Raw genomic sequence first — 16982 nt, 5'->3', positions numbered from 1 at the left:
TTTGTTCTGGAGGTGGGCACTGGGTGCAAATGAGCAAGTTGCTGCCGGCCTTCGACGGTCAGAAAGTTACCATCGCCACCGTGGATATCAGCATTGGCTCGCAGTATCCAGCCCATGCTTTTGCGCAAGTCCCTGACTTTAATCGCAGTGAGCCGATGAAGATCATCAAGGGTTTTTGCCAGATCTTTGCGATCGTCTACCGCAGCAAGGCCAAGTACGTGATCTCCACCGGCGCCGCACCAGGGTTGCTGGGATTGGTGGCGGGAAAACTCATGGGGAAAAAGACCCTGTGGATCGACAGCATCGCCAATCCCAAGAAACTCTCGTTGTCCGGCCGCATCGCTGTCTATTTTGTCGATGAGTTGCTGACCCAGTGGCCCTCGCTTTCGCAAAACAGCCGTGCCCAATATAAAGGGAGGATTGTATAAATGATATTTTGCAGCGTTGGCACTCAAGCACCCTTTGAAAGAATGCTCGGCTACTTGCATGAGTGGAGTCATGCAAACCCGCAGGTTCCGATTGTGGCCCAAGTGGGCAATAACGAAAATGACCTGGGCCATATCACGGCGTACAAGACCATCGCCGAGCCGCTGTTTTCCAAGAACTTCAATGCGTCGAAAGTGATCGTTTCCCATGCGGGCATGGGCAATATCATTCGTTCCCTTGAACTGGGAAAACCCATCGTTATCGTCCCGCGCGACAGTCGGCGAGGTGAACATATCAATAATCATCAGTTCGACACCGCCGAGAACTTTTCAGACCTTCCGTCGGTGTTTATTGCCCACGATAAAGACGGCTTCTTTTCGGCGATTGATTCGGCACTTAACTACAGCAGTTCGGAAAGTCCATTGGACTTTACCGAAAGAAACCGCTTGATCAGTTATGTGAAGTCATTCACGTCCTAAGTTTCGGCTGTTGGTCGACACGCTCCAATTACGTTTAATCATCGAGTAATCGCTATGATCCCAGTGATATTGTCTGGCGGCTCAGGCACGCGCCTGTGGCCGCTTTCTAGAGCGCTTAAGCCAAAGCAGTTTATAGCGCTGCACGGTGACTTGAGTTTGTTTCAAGCCACGTTGGACCGCATTAAGAACCTGTCGATAGAGGGCGAGAACGTCAGCCCTCCGATCATTGTGTGCAACGAAGAACACCGTTTCATCGTGGCCGAGCAAAGTCGATCGCTGGACTTGATACCGCAGAAAATCCTCCTGGAACCCACCGCCCGGAATACCGCCCCGGCGATCGCCGCCGCGACACTGTCAGCCCTGCAAGACGGCGATGACCCGATCCTGCTGGTGTTGGCGGCAGACCATGTGATCGGCGATACCAGCGCCTTCAATGCGGCCTTGACGCTGGCCACGGTGCAGGTCAACAAGGGCAAGATCGTCACCTTCGGAGTGGTACCCACCAAGCCCGAGACCGGCTACGGCTACATCCGTACTCAAACCGCTGCGCTCGACGGCGCCGCACATGTCGAGGCCTTTGTCGAAAAGCCCGACCTTGAGACCGCACAAAGCTACCTGGCCCAAGGCAACTACTTCTGGAACAGCGGCATGTTCATGTTCCGCGCTTCCGTGATGAAGGCTGAGCTCGAGCGCTTGAGCCCGGAGATCATGGTAGCCGCAGAGCTGTCCCTCTCCAATGCGGCCTACGACCAGGATTTCACCCGGCTCAACCAGGTGGATTTCGTGAACGCGCCCAACGTGTCGATTGACTATGCGGTGATGGAAAAAACCGACATCGCGTCGGTGGTCATCCTCAACTCTCCATGGAGCGACCTGGGTGCCTGGGATTCCGTGTGGGAAGCGGGCCTCAAGGACCAGAACCAGAACTGCACCCAGGGCGATGTGCTGCTGCAAGACGTGACCAACAGTTATGTGCACGCCAGCCACCGCCTGGTCACCGTGGCGGGGATCAACGATGTGGTGGTGGTCGAGACCGCCGACGCGATCCTGGTAACCACCAAGGACCATGCGCAAGACGTCAAGAAAATCGTCACCCAGCTCACAAAAAACCACCGGATCGAGAGCGCCAGTCACCGCGAAGTCTATCGGCCGTGGGGCAAATATGACTCGGTGGACCAGGGTTATCGCTACCAGGTGAAGCGGATCACGGTCAAGCCGGGGCACAAGCTGTCGGTGCAGCTCCACCACCATCGGGCCGAGCACTGGATCGTGGTGTCCGGCACGGCGAATGTGCAAATCGCCGACAAGCAGGTGCTGCTCACCGAGAACCAATCCACCTACATCCCCATTGGCGTCGTGCACTCCCTGGAAAACCCGGGACGCATCCCGCTGGAGCTGATTGAAGTCCAGTCCGGCTCCTACCTGGGCGAAGACGACATCATCCGCTTTGAAGACCGCTATGGCCGCCTCGAGCTTGTTTAAAGGAATATTGAAATGAACGTAACTGTATTTGGAATCGGCTATGTGGGCCTGGTGCAAGCGGCGGTGCTGGCTGATGCGGGGCATGAAGTCTGCTGCGTCGACATTGACGCCACCAAAGTCGAGAACCTCAAGAGCGGGATTATTCCGATCTATGAGCCCGGGCTGAGTGCCCTGGTGCAAAAGAACCATGATGCCGGCCGCTTGCATTTCACCACCGACGCCGCGCAAGGCGTGCGTCACGGTGAGGTGCAATTCATCGCCGTGGGCACGCCGCCGGATGACGATGGCAGCGCCGACATCAAGTACGTGCTCTCCGTTGCCGCGACCATCGCGCTCAACATGACCGAGCCGAAGATTATCGTGAACAAGTCCACGGTACCGGTGGGGACGGCGGATAAAGTCCGGGCGAAGGTGTCCGAGGCGTTGGCGTCCCGGGGGCTTGAGGTGGAATTTCACGTCATCTCGAACCCCGAGTTCCTGAAGGAAGGTTCGGCAGTCGCCGACTGTACTCGCCCCGACCGAATCATCATCGGCAGTGACAGCAGCTACGCAGTGGACCGCATGCGGGAACTGTATGAACCCTTCAACCGCAACCACGAAAAAATCATCACGATGGACATCCGCAGTGCCGAGCTGACCAAGTACGCGGCCAACTGCCTGCTGGCCACCAAGATTTCCTTCATGAATGAAATGGCCAATTTCGCCGAACGATTGGGCGCAGACATTGAAGCCGTTCGTAAGGGTATTGGCTCTGACCCACGGATTGGCTACGACTTTATCTATCCCGGCTGCGGTTACGGCGGCTCGTGCTTCCCGAAAGACGTACAGGCCCTGGAGCGTACCGCGTCGTCGATCGGCTATCAGGCAACGCTTCTGTCGGCCGTCGAGGAAGTCAACAAGCGCCAGAAGCAGCACCTGTTCGGGCATATCCACCATCACTTCGGCGGCCAACTGGAGGGCAAGACCTTTGCGATCTGGGGCCTGGCCTTCAAACCCAATACCGACGACATGCGCGAAGCCTCCAGCCGCGTGCTGATCGAACAATTGCGCAGCGTGGGCGCCAGGGTTCAAGCCTTCGACCCGGAAGCAATGGCCGAGACCCAGCGCATTTACGGGATGAACGAAGACCTGCTGCTCATGGGGACCAAGGAGGCCGCGCTGCAAGGTGCCGATGCGTTGGTGATTGTGACGGAGTGGCGCGAGTTCAAAGCCCCGGACCTGGACTTGATTAAAGAAAAACTGAGCACGCCAGTGATCTTTGATGGCCGCAATATATTTGATCCGCAGCGTATGAAAGCCAATGGTTTCGACTATTACGGTATTGGTCGCGGCTTGTCGGTAAGGCCAGTTGTTTAAACCTGACGATTATTAACATGGGTGGTTTGAGCTACCCACAAGTGAGATGATTTCGAGGAGGCTAAGTGCGTGATCCCACTGGATCTTTGTGCAGTTTTCATGGCCTGTTTATCTCCGTTCCATCACTACTCCCTTATTGCAAAGTCTTGATAAGGGGTAAATATCGAGAAGGAGTCTGATATGAGGAAATTACTGTTGGCCGGCTTGCTGGCTTTCACAAGTACTGCGGCAATGGCGGCGGGTGAAGTCGCCGGCGCTGCTGTGAGCGAGGCCGCTGGCGCAGGTGAGTCCCTGTCGTTGAGCACCCCGCTCGTGGGCGGCGTGACGCTCGGTGAAGGGGTTGGGGTCGGCACGGCGGTTGTCGGTGCTGCGGCAGCCGCTTCCAACTCGGGCGGCAGTTCCAACGGCGGTACTGCCGGCACCGGCGGTACAACCGGCACAGGCGGTACTACCGGTACCAACTAATCCCTCGTAAACCCTGTTGTACAAGATCACTCAGAACTTTCTGGGTGATCTTTTTTAGATTCGTCCTCGACTAGCGTAGTGCCATTATGATTTCTAGGTTACCTGTTCTTTTGCTGGCAAGTATCAGCTTGCACGGCTGCATGTTTTCGCCTGGTCAACACATGGACACCAGTCAAATGTCCAGTGAAGGTTCTCCCGAAAGTACCCGGGTGGAGTTGATTCCGATCACGCCCAAGTTGATTGCCATGGATGCCGCCACGCACGTTCGTGAATCGGTACCTTCTGAGTTGCTGGCGTATGTTCCGGGTGGCTATCGGGTAGGCGCCAACGACCTGTTGTTTATCACGGTCTGGGATCACCCCGAGTTGACGGCACCGTCCGGGCCGCAACAGCAGATCGACGCCAACGGTCGCTTGGTTCGCCCCGACGGCACGCTGTTTTATCCGTATATCGGCAACGTTCCGGTGGCCGGTAAAACCATCGAAGAGTTGCGTGCGTTCATCGCCGGGCGCTTGTCGCAGTTTATTGAAAGCCCTCAGGTCGACGTCAGCGTCCTGCGTTTTGCCAGCCAGACCGTGGTGGTGACCGGTGCGGTGATCAAAGCCGGCCAACAGCCGATCACTACCACGCCATTGAGTGCCGTCGAAGCCATTGGCGCCGCCGGTATCGACCCGACGAATGCCGACCTGTCGGGCCTGACACTCACCCGCGACGGCCGTGAATACACGTTGGACCTGGACAGCCTGAATCGCCAGGGCTCGCAACTGCAAGGCATCTACCTCAAGGGCGGCGACCGGTTGTATTTGCCCTATAACGACCAAAAACGGGTCTACCTCATGGGCGAAGTCAATCAGCCCCGAGCCCTGAGTTTCAAGGGCAAGTCGATCAACCTGACCGATGCCCTCGGCACGGTGGGTGGCTTGAACCAGACCACCTCCAATGGCAATGCGGTCTACGTGATTCGCGGCGTGGACAACCTGGAAGCCGAGCCGGCCAAGGTGTTCCAGCTCGATGCCCAATCACCGTCCTCGTTGGTGCTGGCCACCCGGTTCGACTTGCAGCCCCAAGACATCGTGTACGTCGGGCCGGCCGGCGTGACGCGCTGGAACCGCCTGATCAGCCAGTTGCTGCCGACCGCCAGTGCCATCGGGCTCGGTGCCCGATCGTTTAATGACCTCAGCGAAGCCAACAGCAGATAAGGCTCAATCCCGTCGTGAAAATTTTGCCTACCTGCGCCTGTCTGTCGATGGCGCTCTTGTTGTGCGGGTGTAACCCGTTGATGAGGGCGTCCTGGTACACCCTCGAATCCTCCATCAGCGGCCCGGCCCCGATCAACGTGACCCGCGCCCAGGTCGACGCCGTGCCGTACCCGCAGATCCTGGTCACCACTGCCGTCAGCGAGGGGGTGATGGCCATGGCACGCCGCCGGGGCGACCTGGAATTCTGGGTCGCTTCCGGCAAGCAAGTGGTGATGATGCGTGACGGCCTGGTGGTACGCACGGTCGGGCTGGGGGTTTCCCTGGACGGCACTCGCTTCAGTGGCGAATCACCGTTCAAGCGCGGCCTCCAGCACCTGCCCGATGGCTACACCAGCACACGCTGGATCGACGTCTACGACGGCAACCGAATCGGGGTCGCGGTCAACAGCCGTTTCAGCACCCATGACATCGAGACCCTCCGCATTCTGGACAAGGATCATGCCTTGCTGCGCATCGACGAGCAGGTGGATGTTCCCACCTTGAATTTCCACGCCACCAACCATTATTGGGTCGACCCGCAGGATGGTTTCATCCTGCGCAGCGAGCAGCATCTGACGCCCCGGTTGTCCCTGAAAATCGTGCAGTTGCGTCCCGATCGGGAGGTTGCCCGGTGAAGCGTTTGAATCTTTTATGGCTGGGCCTGTTGTTGATCGGCCCCGGCGCCGGCCAGGCAGCTGTCACGGTCAGTGGCGATGTACGCAGCCCCGGCACCTACGACGTAAAACCAGGGGCGCGCTTGCAGGACGTTATTCGCGTGGCGCAACCGAATGCCGAAAGCTACTGGTTGGGCGCCGCGTGGTTGCACCAGTCGTTGATGGATCAGCAGGCGCGTTTGAAGGCAGGGGTTTTGTTCGATTTGAAACTGCTGCAACGGGGAGCCTTGCTGGATGACCGGCGCTCGCTTGCGGACTTGAGTGCGCGTCTGTACCAGCAGGTCGAGCAGTTGCCGGTCACCGGCCGCCAGGTGGCGCTGCTGGACCCGATCGCCGTGGAGGCAGGGTTCGCGCGCAACGCGTTGCTCGATGACGGTGACCAACTTGTTTACCCCGAAAGACCGTCCACCGTGGAGGTGCTCGGGGCCGTTGCGCAGCCCTGTGAGGTGCCGTACCGCGCCATGCAGGAGGTCCGGGATTATGTTCGCGACTGCACCGTCCTCGGCGACGCCGAGCGCGATGACCTGTGGCTGATCCAGCCCGACGGCCAGGTGCGACGGGTGGGCGTGGCGGCCTGGAATCGGGAGGAGGGCGTCGTGGCCGCGCCCGGCAGCCGGATCCTGGTGCCGGTGCGCAGCGATGACCTTGAGACGCCGACCCCTGATCTCAACCAACAACTGGCCGAGTTTTTTGCCACTCAACCGTTGGCTGAGGTGAGCCCTTGAATTTGCGTTTTGCTGCTGTATTGCTTTTGCCCTGCGGACTGGTTCACGGAGAACCCCGCTACACCCAAAATGATTTTGGCGGCGTGGGCCTGCTCCAGACCCCCACCGCACGCATGGCGCCGGTGGGTGAGTTGAGCGCCAACGCCAACCGCACCGATCCCTACTCGCGCTACAGTTTTTCCTTGCAGCCGTTCGACTGGCTGGAGGGCTCGTTTCGTTACACCGCCATCAGCAACCGCAAGTACGGCGCCGAGGCGTTGAGCGGAAGCCAGAGCTTCAAAGACAAGGCCATCGACTTCAAGGCGCGGCTCTGGGAGGAAAGCCGCTGGGCGCCCCAACTGGCCTTCGGCGCCCGGGACATTGGTGGTACAGGCTTGTTTTCCAGCGAATATTTTGTCGCCAACAAGCGTTATGGCAACCTGGATTTCAGCCTTGGTATTGCCTGGGGCTACCTGGGTAATCGGGGCGATTTCGGCAACCCGCTGTCGGTGTTCGGCAGCAAGTTCAACGACCGGCCAAAGAGCACTGCGGTCGTCGCCAGGGCAGGGGATGTGAACTCCAATGCCTACTTCAGGGGGCGTCCTTCGTTGTTTGGCGGGATTGCCTATCAAACGCCCTGGGAACCCCTGAGCCTGAAACTCGAATACGAAGGCAACGACTACAAGCACGAGCCGTTGGACAACCCGATCAAGCAGGACTCGCCGGTGAATATCGGCGTGGTCTACAAGCTGGCCGACAGCGTCGATCTGAGCGCGGCCTGGGAGCGCGGAAATACCGCGATGTTTGGCATCACCCTGCACACCAACTTTGTCAGCCGCAAGGCGCCGGTGAAGACTTACGACCCTCCCGCCGAACCCTTGCCGACGCGCATGCCGACGACCCCGGCTGACCAGGTTAACTGGGCCAATGTATCCGATCGTTTACAGCAGAATGCCGGCTACAAAGTGGAACGTATTGCCCAGCGCGGTTCCGAGCTGATGGTGTATGGCGAGCAACAACGCTACTTCTATTCAGCCAAGGCCGTGGGGCGCGCCAGCCGGATTCTCGACAACAGCGTCAATCAGGATATCGATTGGTTCACCCTGGTGAATAAGCGCTATGACATGCCCATCGAAGAAACCAGCGTGCCTCGCGACACGTTCCGCGCGGTGGTCAACAACGATCAGCCGTTGAAGGACCTGCACCGTACCACCGAGGTCAACCCGGCGATTGCCCACCGGGAAACCACGCTCTACACCGGTCAACGTCAGCCGTTCAGCTACGGGCTCGGCCTGGGTTATAAACAGAACATCGGCGGCCCCGACGGGTTGCTCTATCAGTTCACCGCCGACGCCGACGCGGAGTACCGTTTTACCCGCAACACCTGGTGGAGCGGCTTGCTCAGCGCCAACCTGCTGAACAACTACGACAAGTTCAGCTACGACGCGCCAAGCGGATTGCCGCGGGTGCGCACCGACCTGCGCCAGTACATGACGACGTCCGATGTGACGATGCCGACGTTCCAGTTCAACCATGCGGCGCGGCTGGATCGCGACCTGTATGGCATGGTCTACGGCGGTTACCTGGAGTCGATGTACGCCGGGGTGGGCGGCGAGATGCTGTTCCGGCCGGCGGGCAAACACTGGTCGGTGGGTGCGGACCTGAACTTCGTGCGCCAGCGTGATTTCAATCAGGGCTTCGGCCTGCGGGATTACCAGACCATCACCGGGCATGTCACCAGCTACACGCAGCTGCCGTATGACACCTTGGCCGCCGTCAGTGTGGGGCGTTACCTGGCACGGGACTGGGGCACCACTGTCGACATCTCCCGGCAGTTCAAGAACGGCGTGAAGTTTGGTGGCTGGGTCACGCTGACCACGGCTTCGAAGGAAGAATACGGCGAGGGCAGCTTCGACAAGGGCATCTACATTTCCGTCCCGTTCGACGAGCTGATGAGCACCTCGACCATGCGTCGCGCCAACGTCGTATGGGCACCCCTGACCCGGGATGGCGGCGCACGCCTGAACCGCGGGTACTCACTGCAGACCATGACCGACGGGCGTGACAGCGAGCTGTTCTACAACAACTTCGAGAAGATCACTGAGTGATGTAGCGGCGTCTGCCGACAAGGTAACTCACGGCCCGGTGCTCAATGCGCCGGGCGGTGAGCAAGCCGCAACAGTAAAGCGCCAGGTGCAATGCCGGCGCGCGACACTTCCCCGATATTCCTCTCTGATTTCAATACGACTGGCTTAGGCCTGGATGCCCAGGCGTTGCTGTGGGCGTTAGCTTTGCGCCGGGCGGGGATGATGAGGGGGCGGTGAGGACAACGCCCCTAAGGGCGTGTGGTGCCCCGCGCCGCCGGTAGGGCGGTGCGGGGAAGGGAGGGTCAGTAGATGTCTTTGGAGAGGAGGGTAAACGGCGTCTTGAACAGGATCTTGATGTCCAGCCACAGCGACCAGTTGTTGATGTAACGCAGGTCGATATCGACGCGTTGCTGCATCTTCTCCAGGGTCTCGGTTTCGCCCCGGCAGCCGTTGACTTGCGCCAGGCCGGTGATGCCGGGCTTGATGCGATGCCGCGCCATGTACGCGCGAATCTTGCCCGAGTAATAGTCATTGTGGGCCACCGCATGGGGGCGTGGTCCCACCAGTGCCATGTGCCCTTGCAGCACGTTGAACAGCTGCGGCAATTCGTCGATGGAGGTACGGCGGATAAAGCGACCTACGGGGGTTATGCGTGAGTCGTTGCGGCTGGCCTGGCGCACTTCCTGATCGTCATGCACGCGCATCGAGCGAAACTTCCAGACCTTGATCACCTCGCCATTCCAACCGTGACGGTCCTGCTTGAAAATCACCGGGCCGGGGGAGGTCAGCTTGATCAGCAGGGCGAACAGCAACAACAACGGGCTGAGCACCACAATCGCCAACAGCGCCAGGCTTTTGTCGAGCAGCGACTTGCTCAGCGCCGCCGTGGGGCGACTGGTCAACGGGCTCTCATTGAGGAAGATCGCGGGCAAGCCATCCACCTCGGCCACGCTGTGATTGAGCAGCAGCATGTTGTTGAGGTCGGGCACCCAAATCACGTCCACGCTGATCTCCAGCAGGTTGAGGTACAGCGCCTCGATGTGCGTCGCTTCCTGAAGCGAGTGAGTGATGTACAGGCGGCGTATTCCGTGCTTTCGGATCAACGAGGGAAGGTCGGGCAAGTCGCCGAGAATCTGCGGTTGAGTGCTGTCCTGAGGTGAAGCGGTGCCGGGACCGACGAGGCCGACTAAGGGTGAGCGTTTTTGCTTGGCGAGAGTGTTGGCCAAGTCGGTTGCTAGTTTACCTGTACCAATAATCAGCGATTTCTGGCGCTCGTGAAGTTGCCGATGGTAGTACCTGGACAGACTGTGAATCGGAATGTAGCAAAGTGCTAGTATCGGATAGCTGACAGCTGCCCAGAGTAGCAGGATCTCCAAGGGAAACAGCGAGCTGGCATTACAGGCAATGCCAACCGCCGATAATATGCCCAAGGTTAATAACCAGCCGGTAAATAACCGTCCCAGCCCAACAAAAAAATCATCTTTTTTGCTATAGACGTCACATAACATGTAAGCGGGGATAGATGCCAGTATTGTAATGGCCGCCAATATCCGGTAGTGGGATTCCAATTGTCCGGTCTTGAACAGTGCCAGTGAAAACAAAAGTACAACGACCACACTCAAGGCAATAGCCCACTGCCCCCAAAAGGTAAGGCCCTTGGGTGTAAGATTACGGTGCATCCTTCTGTTATTAAGCATACTTCTGCTCCCTGTGGTATCCACTCACGTGCTGGCAGGTTAAAGCGAGGCGTGGTTTTAATGACTATCAAATGGCAGGCGCACGCGTAGGCGTGCGTATTGATAGTAATGAATGGCAGGGAGCAATGGCTGACGACTTATAACGCGGTCTTGTTGTTATAAAATGGCAGATATAACGAGGTTTTTAATAGGCAGGGTGAATTGTAATTTTTATGAAATAATTATTGTTCGACGACGTTATTGCGATTGCTCAACGGACTTTTTATTTTTTGTGTGAGGCAATAACCGCGATTGCGCACCGCCCGGAACAGGCGCTCGCCATCGTTGACGCGTTTGAACTTGTCCTGCAGGCGGCTAAGGCACATTTCAAGCCCGCGATACAGGTCGGGTTCGCGCCCGATGTTGCGAATAAGTTCTTCCTTGCTCACCACACGCTCCTCATGGTGCAGCATCTTTTTAATCAGCGCCGACTCAATAGTGGTCAACGAAATGCGCAGCCCGCCTTTGACCAGCGCCCGGTCTTGCTGGGTAAGTAGCCAGACATCGGGGGTGCGCAAGGCGGGTGTTGCATTACCAGTTTCCGCCGTGGTGTTATTAAAGTTCGGGTACGGAATATCTGATTTTAGTGCGGTGATTTTCGGGTTTTTCGAGGCGTCGTAAAGTTTTCGGGTCAGTCGGTTATTGGCCTCGTAGAGTCTTTTGGCGGCCACATAGTTGCTGAGCCAGAGATTGAAATTTTGCTCGCTGTTAACGGCATAGGCGCTGGTCGAAGTGTCCGGTGTTTTTTCTGCAGTTTCGATCAATGGCCCGCTGTCGACGTCGTAATGTAAAAATGCCACATTCGGCGTGAAATCGTGCAGTGCGATTGACGGGTATGTCGATGTAAATGTGTGTTTCTTGAGAGAACTCATGGCATTCACCGATTCCAGGAAAGTACGGGGGGTCATAAACTATCAGCAGGGGAAAAGTAGGGGCCCTGAAAATAGTCAAAAGGCAAGCGTCTGGCGAGAAGTGCGCTGTCGGCGTGCTCGACGTTGTCGGCGATAAACGAGACCCGGGTGGTGCTCATCACCCCCAGCATCTGGTCGTAAAGCCGGTCGAACAGGCCCGAACGCGTGTTCAGACTGAGCCTGAGGGCCGAGTCTGGAAAGGGCATTTTTATATAGTCATAAAGACTCAAGTCGATCAGCAGGTCGGTGTTTTTTGTATCTAATGTGTAATTGTTATAGGCAAGTTTCAGGCTGCTTCGGTCTTTCAGGCTATAGAGCTGGCGGATCATGTTCCGGCGCTCCACCGGGCCTGGCAGAGTGTCGAGTGTGTTTTCAACACTGACAATGAGTTGTTGTTTGTGTTTTTCCAGCGCGTTTGACGTGCTGATAATTTCGGTGAGCAGGTCCTCATTCATCAATAATGACTGCTCTATTCGGAAAAACTTGTGGAGGCCCGGGCCTTTATCCACACGCAAACGTTTTCCTTTTTGAACGAACGAATTGGGCTGGGTGTATCGCAGTGCTTCACTGTAGGCGTCTTTAAGTTGTTCAGAGTAAAAGGGACACGAATCAGCGGGCAGGCTGCGTAGAGCATGCTCGGTATGAACCCGGATCTCACTACCCCATAGCGTACAACTTCGTTCAAGTATCGCTTGTCGTGAAAATGTAAAGTCGACTGACTCTGCAAGCAATTGAGTTCCGCTATTCACGGTTCGGCCGCTCCCTGACGGGTTGAATATGATTAACCGAAGCCAGCCCTCTGCTTAGTTTGTAGCCGTAACCCCGGATACTTTGAATAATATTACTTCCATAGTGCGACTTGATTTTGCCGCGCAAACGGCTAATTGATTTTTCGAGCGCCCTGGAATCATAAAAACGCGCGTTAAGTCCCATCACCACGGCAATTTCATCGTGGCTGAGCAACCGGTTATGAATCAGCGCTTCAAGCACTTTCATTTCAACGAAGGAGACTTCGAGCTTCTTGCCTCCTCCGTAGATGCACATGCGGTCTTGGTCCAGTAGCAAATCAGTATTACTTAGCCAGTACGTCTCGCTGAGAAACGCGGCAAACAGGGCGAGTTTTTTCTCGGGCGAGCTCTCGACCACCTTTATGCAGTAATCGGCCCCCGCGAGATAATATTTGGTTTTGCTTAATGTAGTGGCGAAGGTGACAACCAGGAAAATCGTGCTGCCAGGATTTTCGGATCTGGTTTTTTTAATGATGTCCAGCGTTTGGGTGCTGGCAGAGGGGGTGTCGATCTCTATGATGATGGCACGGTAATGTCCATGGCTTTCATAGGGACCAATTAGTTGGCCGTAGGAGCGTGTATCGACTTTTAGATTTTTCGGTACAGTACGAACTATAAGCTCGCTGAAGTCCTCGGATTTCGATGGGGTCCGTGCAATAGCGAGGACGTTGGAAAAATGCATCACGTTGCTCCCTTTTCCGGCATGCGAGGCCGTCAATTCAATCGCTGCAGGCGTTTAGATGTTAATCGAATTGAATACGCCAAAACGTGACAAATTTTAACATTCGCCACGTTATTTGCAGGGGGTAAGGCGGATTTCAGGCGGGTGTTGAAAGCGGATTTCTGGGCGGGAGTACTCATATGCTAGTGCAAATTTTTTAGTGTGCGATAAGTATTTTAGGCGGGTTGATATTTTTTGGCTGAAATGATTTAACCCTTCTAGTCCTTAAGCTCTAAAACGCTTATACGTGACTATTTATAATAATCCAGCAAGGCAATAGCGGGCGTTGAGTGCTGGGAGATGCTCGCGCGGTCGGCCAGGTAGCGCGCCGGAGGTTGGCCGATGGCCTTGCGGAACATGGTGATGAAGCCGCTGGCGTTTTCATAGCCGAGGTCCAGCGCTACCGTCTGCACACTTTCGCCTTTCGCCAGGCGCTGCAGTGACAGGATCACATGCAACTGTCGGCGCCAGCGGCCGAAACTCAGGCCGATCTCTTCCAGCAACAGCCGGGTCATGCTGCGTTCGCTCATGCCGATGCGCACCGCCCATTCGCCCAGGGTGGCTTTGTCGCTGGGGTTGGCCAGCAAACTGTCGGCCAAGCGCCGCAGCCGAATGTCCCGTGGCATGGGCAAGTGCAGGGCCTCGATCGGCGCCAGCGCCAGTTCGTCCAGCAGGGTGGCCACCAATCGGCCCTGTGCACCCTCGGTGTTGTACAGCGGCGGGAAGCTGACAGCCTTGCTGATCAATTCGTGTAACAGCGGCGATACCGCCAGCGTGCAGCATTGCCGTGGCAGGGCGCCGGCAGCGTCTGGGTCGACCAGCAGGCAGTACACATCTGCTGCACCGGAACCGCGTGCGGCATGGGAAAGGCCGCCGGGAATCCATAGTGCGCACTGGGGGGGCACGATCCAGATACCTTGTTCGATGACGCAATGAATCACCCCGCGCAAGGTGTACATCAACTGGCCTTTGCGGTGCTGGTGCGGCGCGTGCTCCCAACTGGCGGAGGTGCTCGAGGCGCTCACCGCGACCACGGCACGGGGAATTGCGTCGGCAAGGGCCGGGCGCAACGGGTCACGGGTTTCGAGGCGATGGTTGTACATGGCGGGGACGGGTCTTGGCTGGAATGCGAAACATTCTGGCCATTCTGTGCAATGGCGTCCAGTGATGGCATGACTATTATGAGAAACATTCTCGTTAAAGGTGCTTCCCATGCAACTCGACAGTTCTACATTCCCGGTGGTGAAAATCGTTTTCGACGCCCCCAGCGACACGTCACCGCAAGACACCTTTGTGGCGTTCGAGGCGTTGTTGCAGCGCGAAGAACCCTTCGTACTGCTGCATGAAAAGGCCGTGGACGAAAGCACTCACGAGCACTCCCACGAAGAACGCAAACACGCTTCTATCTGGATGAAGAAGAACAAGGTGGCCCTGCGTGCTTTCGTCAAAGGCATGATTCAGGTGGAGCCCAGCGCGGCCAAGCGCCTGGCGCTCAAGCCGTTTGCGGTGATGTTTGGCAAGGCGTGGGGCTACCCGTTACTGGTAGTCGAATCCACGGATCAGGCTTGGGCACTGGCGCGGGACGTGCTGGATACCCAGGTGTCGGACGTGGCGCACTATTGAGTCTTGGGCGCAGCCGTGCTGCCACGCAAGGTGAGCTCGAATGGCAATACCACCTGGCGTTCTGGCAGTGGCGTTTTCTCGATCAGGGCGATGAGCATCTCGACCGCCTTGCGCCCAAAGGTTTCGGCAGGCTGGGCAATGGTGGTCAGCGGCGGGTCGCAGTAGGCGGCGAAGGGGATGTCATCAAAGCCCACCAGGGAAATATCCTGGGGCACGCGCAGGCCCTGTTGCTTGATGCGCTTCAAGGCACCGATGGCCATTTCGTCGTTTTCGCAGAACAGCGCGGTGGGGCGTTCGGCCAGGTCGAGCATGCTGCCGGCACCCTCGAAACCGGCGTGCAAGGTGAAGTCGCCGTGGCAGATGAGTGCCGGGTCGCGGGGGATGCCTGCGGCGTGCAAGGCGTCTTCATAACCGGCCACGCGGTCTTGGGTCAGTGGGCTGCTTTTCGGGCCTTTGATCAAGCCGATGCGGCGGTGGCCGAGGTCGATCAAATGCTGGGTCATGGCCATGGCCGCGCCGCGGTTGTCGAGGCTGATGGTGGGATGACGGCCGTTCTGGATCACTTCGCAGGCGTTCACCAGCGGTGGTGATTCGCTGCAATCGCTGAAAGGGTCGGATGCGCGCAACTGAATCACCCCATCGGCCTGATGGGCGTGGACCAGTTCGGCGAACTGCTTTTCGATTTCAGCCTGGCCCCGGGTGTCGCACAACAGCAACCGATAGCCCGACGCCTGCGCCGCTTGCTGTGCGCCGCTGATCACCCGGGCGAAAAACGTGTTGGCAATCGCCGGTACCAGAATCACCAGGTTGCCGGTGCGCCGCGAGCGAAATTGCACCGCCATGCGGTTCGGCCGGTAGCCGGTCTGTTCCACGGCGGCGTTGACCTTGTCCCGGGTCTCGGGGAGCACGCGTTCAGGGCTGGCCAGGGTCCGTGACACGGTGGCCACCGAAACCCCGGCCAGGCGGGCGACTTCGCGAATATTGGACAAGACAACCTCGTTATCAGAGCAGCAGCCGGCAAGTTTACCGCAGTCGGGGTTTGACACCGTGAGCAACTGGGCCTAAATTTCCGGCACGATGTAACCGGTTACATCATGGCCGGTAATGACCCAAAAAGAGAAGACTTGCGATGACGGCTGCTGTGCAAAAAATAAGAATGGGCTTTGTTGGCGGCGGTGAAGGCGCCTTCATCGGCCAGGCCCACCGCCAGGCGGCGGGGCTGGATGGATGCTTTGAACTGGTGTGCGGTGCCTTCAGTCGCCAGGCCGAGAACAATCGCAACACCGGCAATGCGCTGGGCTTGCCTGCGTCCCGCTGCTACAGCGACTGGCAACAGATGCTGGCCGCCGAACAGGCGCTCCCGGCCGGGCAGCGCATGCAACTGCTGGTGATCGTTACCCCCAATCATCTGCACGCACCCATCGCGACCCAGGCGTTGCAGGCCGGCTTCCATGTGTTCAGCGAGAAGCCTGCGGCATTGAACCTTGCCGAAGTGCAGGCGCTGGCAGAAGTCGTCAAAAATAGCGCCGGGCTTTACGGACTGGCACACACTTACCTGGGCTACCCGATGGTGTGGCAGGCCCGCGACATGGTGCGCAATGGCGTCATCGGCGCACTGCGCAAAGTGATCGTCGAGTACCCACAAGGCTGGCTCAGCCAGGACGTGGCCGGGCAGGGCAGCAAACAGGCTGAGTGGCGTGGCCGGCCCGAGCTGTCGGGGCTCGGCGGCTGCATCGGCGACATCGGCACCCACGCGTTTTCCCTGGCCGAGTTCATCGCCGACCAACCGATCGAACAGCTTTGCGCCAGCCTGGGCATCCACGTACCCGGCCGGCAACTGGATGACGATGCCGCCATGCTGTTCAAGATGGCCTCCGGCGCGAGCGGCGTGCTGATCGCCAGCCAAGTGTGTGCCGGTGAAGAGAACCCGCTGAAGATCCGCCTCTATGGCGACAAAGGTGGCCTGGAATGGCGCCAGGAAGAACCCGCCAGCCTGATCCATCGCTCCCTCGATCAACCCCTGCGCGTCCTGCGTTCCGGCGTCGGCCAGCCCTGGCTGTGCGACGCGGCACTGCAACGCATGCGCCTGCCTGCCGGGCATCCCGAGGGTTACCTCGAAGCCATGGCCAACCTCTACCGCGACTTTGCCACGGCCATTCGCCAAGGCACCGCGGCCGCTGGCGTGCCCGGCATCGAAGTCGGCGTACGCGGCATGGCCTTTATCGAAGCCGTGATCAGCAACCATCGCGGCGACGCGAAGTGGACCACCTTGGCAGCCCACTCATGAAGGAG

Annotated in this window: 17 protein-coding genes; 11 read left to right on the top strand and 6 right to left on the bottom strand. The window is 58.1% G+C overall.

Annotated elements, in window-relative coordinates; genetic code table 11:
• Positions 1-29: 29 nt before the first annotated feature.
• The 9 genes from HBJ59_RS08005 (at position 30) to HBJ59_RS07965 (ending at position 8932) form a co-directional block, all read left to right on the top strand.
• Positions 30-428, top strand: a complete 399-nt coding sequence (locus HBJ59_RS08005; protein ID WP_076017026.1) for a polysaccharide biosynthesis protein — start codon at positions 30-32, stop codon at positions 426-428.
• Positions 429-905 carry a glycosyltransferase gene (locus HBJ59_RS08000; protein ID WP_167663194.1) on the top strand — a complete coding sequence of 159 codons (477 nt, stop codon included), beginning with the start codon at positions 429-431 and terminating at the stop codon, positions 903-905.
• A 54-nt stretch (positions 906-959) separates the two neighbouring features.
• Entirely contained in the window at positions 960-2387 is a 1428-nt protein-coding gene (locus HBJ59_RS07995) for a mannose-1-phosphate guanylyltransferase/mannose-6-phosphate isomerase (RefSeq protein ID WP_167663193.1), read from the top strand.
• A 12-nt stretch (positions 2388-2399) separates the two neighbouring features.
• A complete protein-coding gene (locus HBJ59_RS07990; protein WP_167663192.1) occupies positions 2400-3743 on the top strand; it encodes a UDP-glucose/GDP-mannose dehydrogenase family protein in 1344 nt (447 codons plus the stop codon).
• Positions 3744-3923: 180 nt separating this feature from the next.
• Positions 3924-4208 carry a hypothetical protein gene (locus HBJ59_RS07985; protein ID WP_076017030.1) on the top strand — a complete coding sequence of 95 codons (285 nt, stop codon included), beginning with the start codon at positions 3924-3926 and terminating at the stop codon, positions 4206-4208.
• A gap of 86 nt (positions 4209-4294) precedes the next feature.
• A complete protein-coding gene (locus HBJ59_RS07980) occupies positions 4295-5407 on the top strand; it encodes a polysaccharide biosynthesis/export family protein (RefSeq protein WP_076017031.1) in 1113 nt (370 codons plus the stop codon).
• A gap of 14 nt (positions 5408-5421) precedes the next feature.
• Positions 5422-6081, top strand: coding sequence for a YjbF family lipoprotein (locus HBJ59_RS07975; RefSeq protein ID WP_372241450.1), 660 nt, complete (start codon positions 5422-5424; stop codon positions 6079-6081).
• Positions 6078-6845 carry a capsule biosynthesis GfcC family protein gene (locus tag HBJ59_RS07970; RefSeq protein WP_167663191.1) on the top strand — a complete coding sequence of 256 codons (768 nt, stop codon included), beginning with the start codon at positions 6078-6080 and terminating at the stop codon, positions 6843-6845. The genes HBJ59_RS07975 and HBJ59_RS07970 overlap by 4 nt, the downstream gene beginning before the upstream one ends.
• On the top strand, positions 6842-8932 hold the full coding sequence (locus HBJ59_RS07965; RefSeq protein ID WP_167663190.1) for a YjbH domain-containing protein: 2091 nt from the start codon (positions 6842-6844) through the stop codon (positions 8930-8932). The genes HBJ59_RS07970 and HBJ59_RS07965 overlap by 4 nt, the downstream gene beginning before the upstream one ends.
• A gap of 281 nt (positions 8933-9213) precedes the next feature.
• Here HBJ59_RS07965 and HBJ59_RS07960 read toward each other — a convergent pair whose 3' ends face one another.
• The 5 genes from HBJ59_RS07960 to HBJ59_RS07940 all read right to left on the bottom strand — a co-directional run bounded on the left by HBJ59_RS07960 (position 9214) and on the right by HBJ59_RS07940 (position 14170).
• Positions 9214-10608 (bottom strand): undecaprenyl-phosphate glucose phosphotransferase, encoded by a 1395-nt coding sequence (locus tag HBJ59_RS07960; RefSeq protein ID WP_167663189.1) that lies wholly within the window; start codon positions 10606-10608, stop codon positions 9214-9216.
• Between the two features lie 221 nt (positions 10609-10829).
• Positions 10830-11519 (bottom strand): winged helix-turn-helix domain-containing protein, encoded by a 690-nt coding sequence (locus HBJ59_RS07955; protein WP_167663188.1) that lies wholly within the window; start codon positions 11517-11519, stop codon positions 10830-10832.
• 32 nt (positions 11520-11551) lie between these two features.
• Positions 11552-12307 carry an EAL domain-containing protein gene (locus HBJ59_RS07950; RefSeq protein ID WP_076017036.1) on the bottom strand — a complete coding sequence of 252 codons (756 nt, stop codon included), beginning with the start codon at positions 12305-12307 and terminating at the stop codon, positions 11552-11554.
• On the bottom strand, positions 12300-13028 hold the full coding sequence (locus HBJ59_RS07945; protein WP_076017037.1) for a winged helix-turn-helix domain-containing protein: 729 nt from the start codon (positions 13026-13028) through the stop codon (positions 12300-12302). The genes HBJ59_RS07950 and HBJ59_RS07945 overlap by 8 nt, the downstream gene beginning before the upstream one ends.
• Before the next feature lie 290 nt (positions 13029-13318).
• Positions 13319-14170, bottom strand: coding sequence for a helix-turn-helix domain-containing protein (locus HBJ59_RS07940; protein ID WP_167663187.1), 852 nt, complete (start codon positions 14168-14170; stop codon positions 13319-13321).
• Positions 14171-14279: 109 nt separating this feature from the next.
• On the opposite strand from HBJ59_RS07940, the gene HBJ59_RS07935 reads away from it, so the two are divergent.
• Positions 14280-14690 carry a hypothetical protein gene (locus tag HBJ59_RS07935; RefSeq protein ID WP_167663186.1) on the top strand — a complete coding sequence of 137 codons (411 nt, stop codon included), beginning with the start codon at positions 14280-14282 and terminating at the stop codon, positions 14688-14690.
• Here HBJ59_RS07935 and HBJ59_RS07930 read toward each other — a convergent pair.
• The gene (locus HBJ59_RS07930) at positions 14684-15679 is read right to left on the bottom strand and encodes a LacI family DNA-binding transcriptional regulator (RefSeq protein ID WP_076017040.1); all 996 of its coding nucleotides are present in this window, start codon (positions 15677-15679) and stop codon (positions 14684-14686) included. The two genes, HBJ59_RS07935 and HBJ59_RS07930, sit on opposite strands and share 7 nt — an antisense overlap.
• Positions 15680-15846: 167 nt before the next feature.
• Between HBJ59_RS07930 and HBJ59_RS07925 the strand changes: the two genes are divergently transcribed.
• The gene (locus HBJ59_RS07925) at positions 15847-16977 is read left to right on the top strand and encodes a Gfo/Idh/MocA family protein (protein ID WP_178124260.1); all 1131 of its coding nucleotides are present in this window, start codon (positions 15847-15849) and stop codon (positions 16975-16977) included.
• The last annotated feature ends 5 nt before the right edge of the window (positions 16978-16982 follow it).

The sequence above is a fragment of the Pseudomonas sp. AN3A02 genome, assembly GCF_011765255.1.
GTDB lineage: Bacteria > Pseudomonadota > Gammaproteobacteria > Pseudomonadales > Pseudomonadaceae > Aquipseudomonas.
Note: the sequence above shows the minus strand (reverse complement) of the source record. Positions and strands in the feature narration are given on the sequence as shown.